6 protein-coding genes are annotated in these 5,885 nt (G+C 68.6%); all 6 read left to right on the plus strand.

Annotation, left to right across the window (positions count from 1 at the left end; genetic code table 11):
• Positions 1 to 165 precede the first annotated feature (165 nt).
• The 6 genes from V7067_RS14690 (at position 166) to trmD (ending at position 5,481) form a co-directional block, all read left to right on the plus strand.
• Positions 166 to 1,560: an MFS transporter gene (locus V7067_RS14690; RefSeq protein WP_334176653.1), complete on the plus strand. Its 1,395-nt coding sequence runs from the start codon at positions 166 to 168 to the stop codon at positions 1,558 to 1,560.
• 172 nt (positions 1,561 to 1,732) lie between these two features.
• Positions 1,733 to 3,277, plus strand: a complete 1,545-nt coding sequence (ffh, locus tag V7067_RS14695; RefSeq protein ID WP_334176654.1) for a signal recognition particle protein — start codon at positions 1,733 to 1,735, stop codon at positions 3,275 to 3,277.
• Positions 3,274 to 3,597 (plus strand): chorismate mutase, encoded by a 324-nt coding sequence (locus tag V7067_RS14700; RefSeq protein WP_334176655.1) that lies wholly within the window; start codon positions 3,274 to 3,276, stop codon positions 3,595 to 3,597. The genes ffh and V7067_RS14700 overlap by 4 nt, the downstream gene beginning before the upstream one ends.
• A 53-nt stretch (positions 3,598 to 3,650) precedes the next feature.
• Positions 3,651 to 4,001 (plus strand): 30S ribosomal protein S16, encoded by a 351-nt coding sequence (gene rpsP / locus V7067_RS14705; protein WP_334176656.1) that lies wholly within the window; start codon positions 3,651 to 3,653, stop codon positions 3,999 to 4,001.
• Between the two features lie 200 nt (positions 4,002 to 4,201).
• A complete protein-coding gene (rimM, locus tag V7067_RS14710) occupies positions 4,202 to 4,789 on the plus strand; it encodes a ribosome maturation factor RimM (RefSeq protein ID WP_334176657.1) in 588 nt (195 codons plus the stop codon).
• A complete protein-coding gene (gene trmD / locus V7067_RS14715; RefSeq protein ID WP_334176658.1) occupies positions 4,786 to 5,481 on the plus strand; it encodes a tRNA (guanosine(37)-N1)-methyltransferase TrmD in 696 nt (231 codons plus the stop codon). The genes rimM and trmD overlap by 4 nt, the downstream gene beginning before the upstream one ends.
• Positions 5,482 to 5,885 lie beyond the last annotated feature (404 nt).

Here is a 5,885-nt window from a genome sequence, read left to right on the forward strand (position 1 = left end):
GCGGCCGGGCTGCATGTATACGGTATAAAAATACCGCATCACAAACCCACCGGATCGCCTGCCGCCGCCAATGCCTTGTCTGACCCCGGCAACTCGGGCATGGAAGGGTATCTTCACCAGCAAGCCGGCCGACCGCGCTGACCGGGAACGGGACCAGAAACCTGCATGGCCGCTCCGTCCTGCCCGCCCGGCCGCAAGGCCATCGTCTCCTGGGTTCTGTTCGACTGCGCCACCCAGCCATTCTATTCGCTGGTCATGACCTTCGTGATCCCAGCCTATTTCGCCAATGTGCTGGTGGGAGACGGCGTGCGCGGACAGGCGCTCTGGGGTTATGCCACCAGCCTTGCCGGCATCCTGCTGGCAATCGGCGCGCCAGTCCTCGGCGCCCTTGCCGATGCCGGCGGCCGGTTGAAGACGTGGCTGGCGCTGTCTTCCATTCCGCTCGTGGCCGGCAGCGCGCTGCTGTGGTTTGCCATGCCCGGCACGCCCGACGCGGTGTTCATCGCGCTTGCAGCCTATGTGCTCGGCACGCTCGGGGCGGAATTCGCCACCGTCTTCAACAACGCCATGCTGCCCGCCCTCGCCCCGCCGGAGCGCATCGGGCGACTTTCCGGCTTCGGCTGGGCGGCAGGCTATGTCGCCGGCATCTTCGTGGTGCTGACCAGTTTCGCCTTCATCATCGGCTCGCCCAAAAGCGGGCTGACCATGATCGGCATTCCACCGCTGTTCGGCCTCGATACCCATAGCTATGAAGGCGAGCGGCTGATCGGGCCGCTCTCGGCGCTGTGGTATGTCGTGGTGGTGACGCCGCTGTTCCTGTTCGTGCCCGAGCGGCGCTCCCTGCCCGGCCGGACCCGCGCGGCGGACAGGGTCCGCACCGGGCTCGGCCGGCTGCGCGCCACCATCGCGCAGCTTCCGCGCCAGCCGATGACGGCGCGTTTCCTGCTGGCGCAGATGCTCTACAGCGACGGCCTCGTGGCGCTGTTCGCGCTCGGCACCCTGCTGGGGGCCAGCCAGTTCGGCTGGCGCGATGCGGAACTCGGCATCTTCGGCCTGCTGCTCAGTTTCTGCGGCGCCATCGGCGCCATTGCCGGCGGCTGGCTGGACGACCGGCTGGGGCCGAAGCCGGTCATCACCGGATCGCTGGTGATGGTCACCCTCACGACCTTCGCGTTCGTGTCCATCGGGCGCGACCATGTGCTGTTCGTCGTCGCCACCGCCCCTGCCCCGCCCGGCAGCGGCGGGCTCTTCGCGAGTGCGTCGGAACAGATCTTCATGGCGGTTTCGATCGTGCTCGGCCTCGCGCTGGGTCCGCTGCAATCGGCCTCCCGCACGCTTCTTGCCGCCCTCGCCCCGGCCGAGGACATGGCCGCCTTCTTCGGCCTCTATGCCCTCACCGGCAAGCTGACCAGCTTCGCCGCGCCGCTGACCGTTGCCGTGGTCACCAGCCTCACCCAGAGCCAGCAGGCGGGATTTGCCGCCATTCCGGCGTTCTTCATGGCCGGCCTCTGGCTGCTCGCCGGCGTGCGGGTGGCGCCCCGGGCCGGTGGAAAAGCTTGACTCCGGCGCCCCGGAACCCTAAAAACCCGCCATCTTCGATCGTGTCGAGGACTATCCGCGCCGACCGGGCCATGAGAGCCCGGAGGTCAACGCCCGCCAGCGATGTTCGCCCGCGGGCGCGATTTGCGTTGCGCGGTTGCTGTCATCGGCCGGAAACTGTTCGGGAACGCGCATGTTCGAGAGCCTGTCGGATCGCCTGAGCGGCATCTTCGATGCCCTGACGCGCCGTGGCGCCCTCAGCGAGAGCGACGTCGACATGGCGCTGCGCGAGGTTCGCCGCGCACTGCTCGAGGCCGACGTCGCGCTCGACGTCGTGCGTTCGTTCACGGACAAGGTGCGCGCCCGCGCCATCGGCGCGGAAGTAGTGAAGTCGGTTACTCCCGGGCAGATGGTCGTCAAGATCGTCCACGATCAGCTCGTGGAGATGCTGGGTTCCGATGCCCAGCCGATCGATCTCAATGCCGCCCCGCCGTTCGCCATCATGATGGTTGGCCTGCAGGGCTCGGGCAAGACCACCACCACCGCCAAGATCGCCCGACGCCTTACCCTGCGCGACAAGCGTAAGGTGTTGATGGCCTCGCTCGACACCCGCCGCCCGGCGGCGCAGGAACAGCTGCGCGTGCTGGGCGAGCAGAACGACATCGATACCCTGCCGATCGTGGCCGGCCAGTCGCCGACCCAGATCGCCGAACGCGCCATGACCGCCGCCCGGCTCGGCGGCTATGACGTGGTGCTGCTCGACACCGCCGGCCGTCTGCATATCGACGAGCCGCTGATGCTGGAAATGGCGGAGATCCGCCGCCTCTCCACCCCCCACGAAGTGCTGCTGGTGGCCGACAGCCTGACCGGTCAGGACGCCGTGACGGTGGCGCGCGCCTTCGACGAGCGCGTGGGCATCACCGGCATCGTGCTGACGCGTGCCGACGGCGACGGCCGCGGCGGCGCCGCGCTTTCCATGCGCGCCGTCACCGGCAAGCCGATCAAGCTGATCGGTACCGGCGAAAAGGCCGATGCGCTGGAAGACTTCGACCCCTCGCGCGTCGCTGGCCGCATTCTGGGCATGGGCGATATCGTCAGCCTCGTCGAGAAGGCGGCGCAGACGGTCGATGCCGACAAGGCCGCGAAGATCGCCGGCAAGATGGCCAAGGGCGAGTTCGACCTTGACGACCTGGCCGAGCAGCTCGGCCAGATGCTGAAGCTGGGCGGCATGTCCGGCATTCTCGGCATGATGCCCGGCGTCGCCAAGGTGAAGAACCAGATCGCCGCCTCCGGTTTCGACGACCGCATGATCCGCCGCCAGATCGCCATCGTGCATTCGATGACGCCGGAGGAGCGGCGCAAGCCCGACATCCTGAAAGCCAGCCGCAAGAAGCGCATCGCCGCCGGTTCCGGCACGCGCGTTGAAGAAGTGAACAAGCTTCTGAAAATGCACCGCGGCATGGCCGACATGATGAAGATGATGGGCAAGAAGAAGGGCGGACTGCTGGGCGGTCTCGGCGGCCTGATGGGCGGCGGACCGAAGATGGACCCGGCCGCCCTTGAGGAAATGGCCCGCAACATGGGCAAGGGCGGACTGCCCGGTGGCTTGCCCGGCGGACTGGGCGGTCTCGCCGGCGGCCTGCCGAAGGGGCTTCCGGGCGGCCTGCCCGGCCTCGGCGGCGGGCTCCCCGGCCTTGGCGGTCTGCCGGGCCTGCCGAAGGGGCCGCGGAAGAAATGAGCGAACCGGCTATCCACCCCGAACTCGCCAGCCTGCGGGCCAGCATCGACAATATCGATGCCGCGCTGATCCACATGCTGGCCGAGCGTTTTCGCTGCACCCGCGCCGTCGGGGCCCTGAAAGCGCGCGAGAAGCTGCCGCCGGCCGATCCGGCGCGCGAGGCCCGGCAGATCGCCCGCCTTCGGGCTCTGGCGAAGGATGCCGACCTCGACCCCGATTTCGCGGAGAAATTCCTGAATTTCATCGTGAAAGAGGTCATTCGCCATCACGAGATCGCGCGTGATACGGCGATCCCCGATACTGCATCCGAACGCCGCTGACCGGCCGGGATGCAACGAACCAAACCAGACAAGACTGCTTTAAGGAGAAACCCATGTCCCTGAAAATCCGCCTCGCCCGCGGCGGCGCCAAGAAGCGCCCGTACTACCGCATCGTCATCGCCGACGCCCGCGCCCCGCGCGACGGCCGCTTCATCGAGAAGGTCGGCACCTTCAACCCGCTGCTCGCCAGGGACAGCGCCGAGCGCGTGACGCTGGTCACCGAGCGTATCCAGTACTGGCTGGAGAAGGGCGCTCAGCCGACCGACCGCGTGCTGCGCTTCCTCGATGCTGCCGGCCTTGCCAAGCGCCCGGCCCGCAACAACCCGACGAAGGGCGAGCCCGGCGAGAAGGCCAAGGAGCGCGCTGCCGCCCGCGCCGAGGCCGCTGCAGCCACCGCCGAGTGATCCCGGTCCCGCGAAGGCATCCGGCAGCCCTGAAGGGCGGCCGGGGCCTTGCGGGTCCCGATCTTGCGAAGGGGCGCCGCGCGGTTCGCGCGCGCCCCTTCTGCGCCTTGGAAGGGCCCTGCCTTCCCGGGGTGCATCTCTGCCGGTCGCAAAGACCCTTACTGGCTGAAAAGACCCCTGCCCGCCGGAGCCGCTGACCGATGGCCGACGACGACCGCATCCTGATAGCCCGCATCGGCGCGGCGCACGGCGTGCGCGGCGAAGTGCGGCTCAACGCCTTCGGCGACGATCCCGGAGCGTTGCTCGACTACCCGTCCTTTTCGGCCGCCGACGGCCGGACCTTTCGCCTCACCGGGCTGAAAATGGTGGGCGAACGGCTGATCGCGCGCTTCCGCGGCATCACCGACCGCAACACCGCCGAAACCCTGACCAATCTCGACCTCTATGTGCTGCGTTCCGAACTGCCGGAGCCGGAGGACGAGGATACGTTCTATCATGCCGACCTGATCGGCCTCGATACCGTGACCGGAGCCGGCGAAAGCCTCGGCACGGTGATCGCCGTGCAGAACTATGGCGCCGGCGATCTTCTGGAAGTGGCCCCGCCGCGCGGGCCGACGCTGCTGCTGCCGTTTACGAAAGCGGTGGTGCCTGTGATCGATCTTGCCGGCCGCCGCGTGGTGGTGGAGCCGCCGCTGGGGCTGATCGGCGGCAGCGACGACGAGCGCCCGGAACCCGGCCCCGGCGACGATCAGGATCAGGATCAGGATGACGGGGAGGCGGCACGGTGAGCTTTGCCGCAACCGTGCTGACGCTCTATCCCGAGATGTTTCCGGGCCCGCTCGGCATCAGCCTTTCCGGCCGCGCGCTGGAAAAGGGGCTGTGGTCGCTGGAAGCGCGCAACATCCGCGACAGCGCCACCGACCGCCATCGCTCGGTCGATGACACGCCCTCCGGCGGCGGCCCCGGCATGGTGCTGCGCGCCGACGTTCTGGCGCGGGCCATCGATGCCGCCAGCCCGGCCGGAGACGACCGCCCCCGCCTGCTGATGAGCCCGCGCGGGCGGCCGCTGACGCAGGCTCTGGTGCGCGAACTGGCCGGCGGCCCCGGCGTCGTCATCGTCTGCGGCCGCTTCGAGGGCGTCGACCAGCGGGTGATCGACGGCCGCGGCCTGACCGAGATTTCCATCGGCGATTATGTGCTCTCCGGCGGCGAAATCCCCGCCATGGTGCTGATCGATGCCGTGGTTCGGCTTATTCCCGGCGTGATGGGCAAGGAGAGTTCCGGCACCGAGGAGAGCTTCTCCGAGCCGCTGCTGGAATATCCGCACTATACCCGCCCGGCAGAATGGGAGGGACGCGCCATTCCCGATATTCTGGTCAGCGGCGACCATGGCCGCATCGCGAAATGGCGGCGCGAGCAGGCACTGAAGCTGACACGGGAGCGGCGGCCGGATTTGCTGCGCGGCCCGGACCGGGACTGAAGGCATCGCGCCGGGCGCCGGGATCGGGGATGCGCGACATTTCGCGCCTCAGGCTTTGACAAGGTCAAAGACGGGGCCATCCGCCGCGGCATGCCGGGGCGGATGCAGCCCCGCGCGGGCCGGGACGCGGCGCCGCACCATGCCCCGCAGCGGCGGTTTTGATGCCCGGAGGGCTTTCGGAGGCGGCGAACCTGCGGTATGCGTCACCTCAGCCCGCAGCCCGCCGGATCCGGTCCGCCGGGGTCTTGTCCTCCGCCGGCCGCGGCCCGGATTTACCCTGCCCGCCGGTCGTCCGATCTCATTTTCCGGCCGGTGACCTTACAAGCGCTTGTTCAAGCGAGGAAGTTCTCCAATGGCCTCCTACGATCTCGTCGTCATCGGCACCGGCCCCGGCGGCTATGTCT

The organism is Pseudoxanthobacter sp. (assembly GCF_036822375.1).
In the GTDB taxonomy this organism is placed as follows: Bacteria; Pseudomonadota; Alphaproteobacteria; order Rhizobiales; family Segnochrobactraceae; genus Pseudoxanthobacter.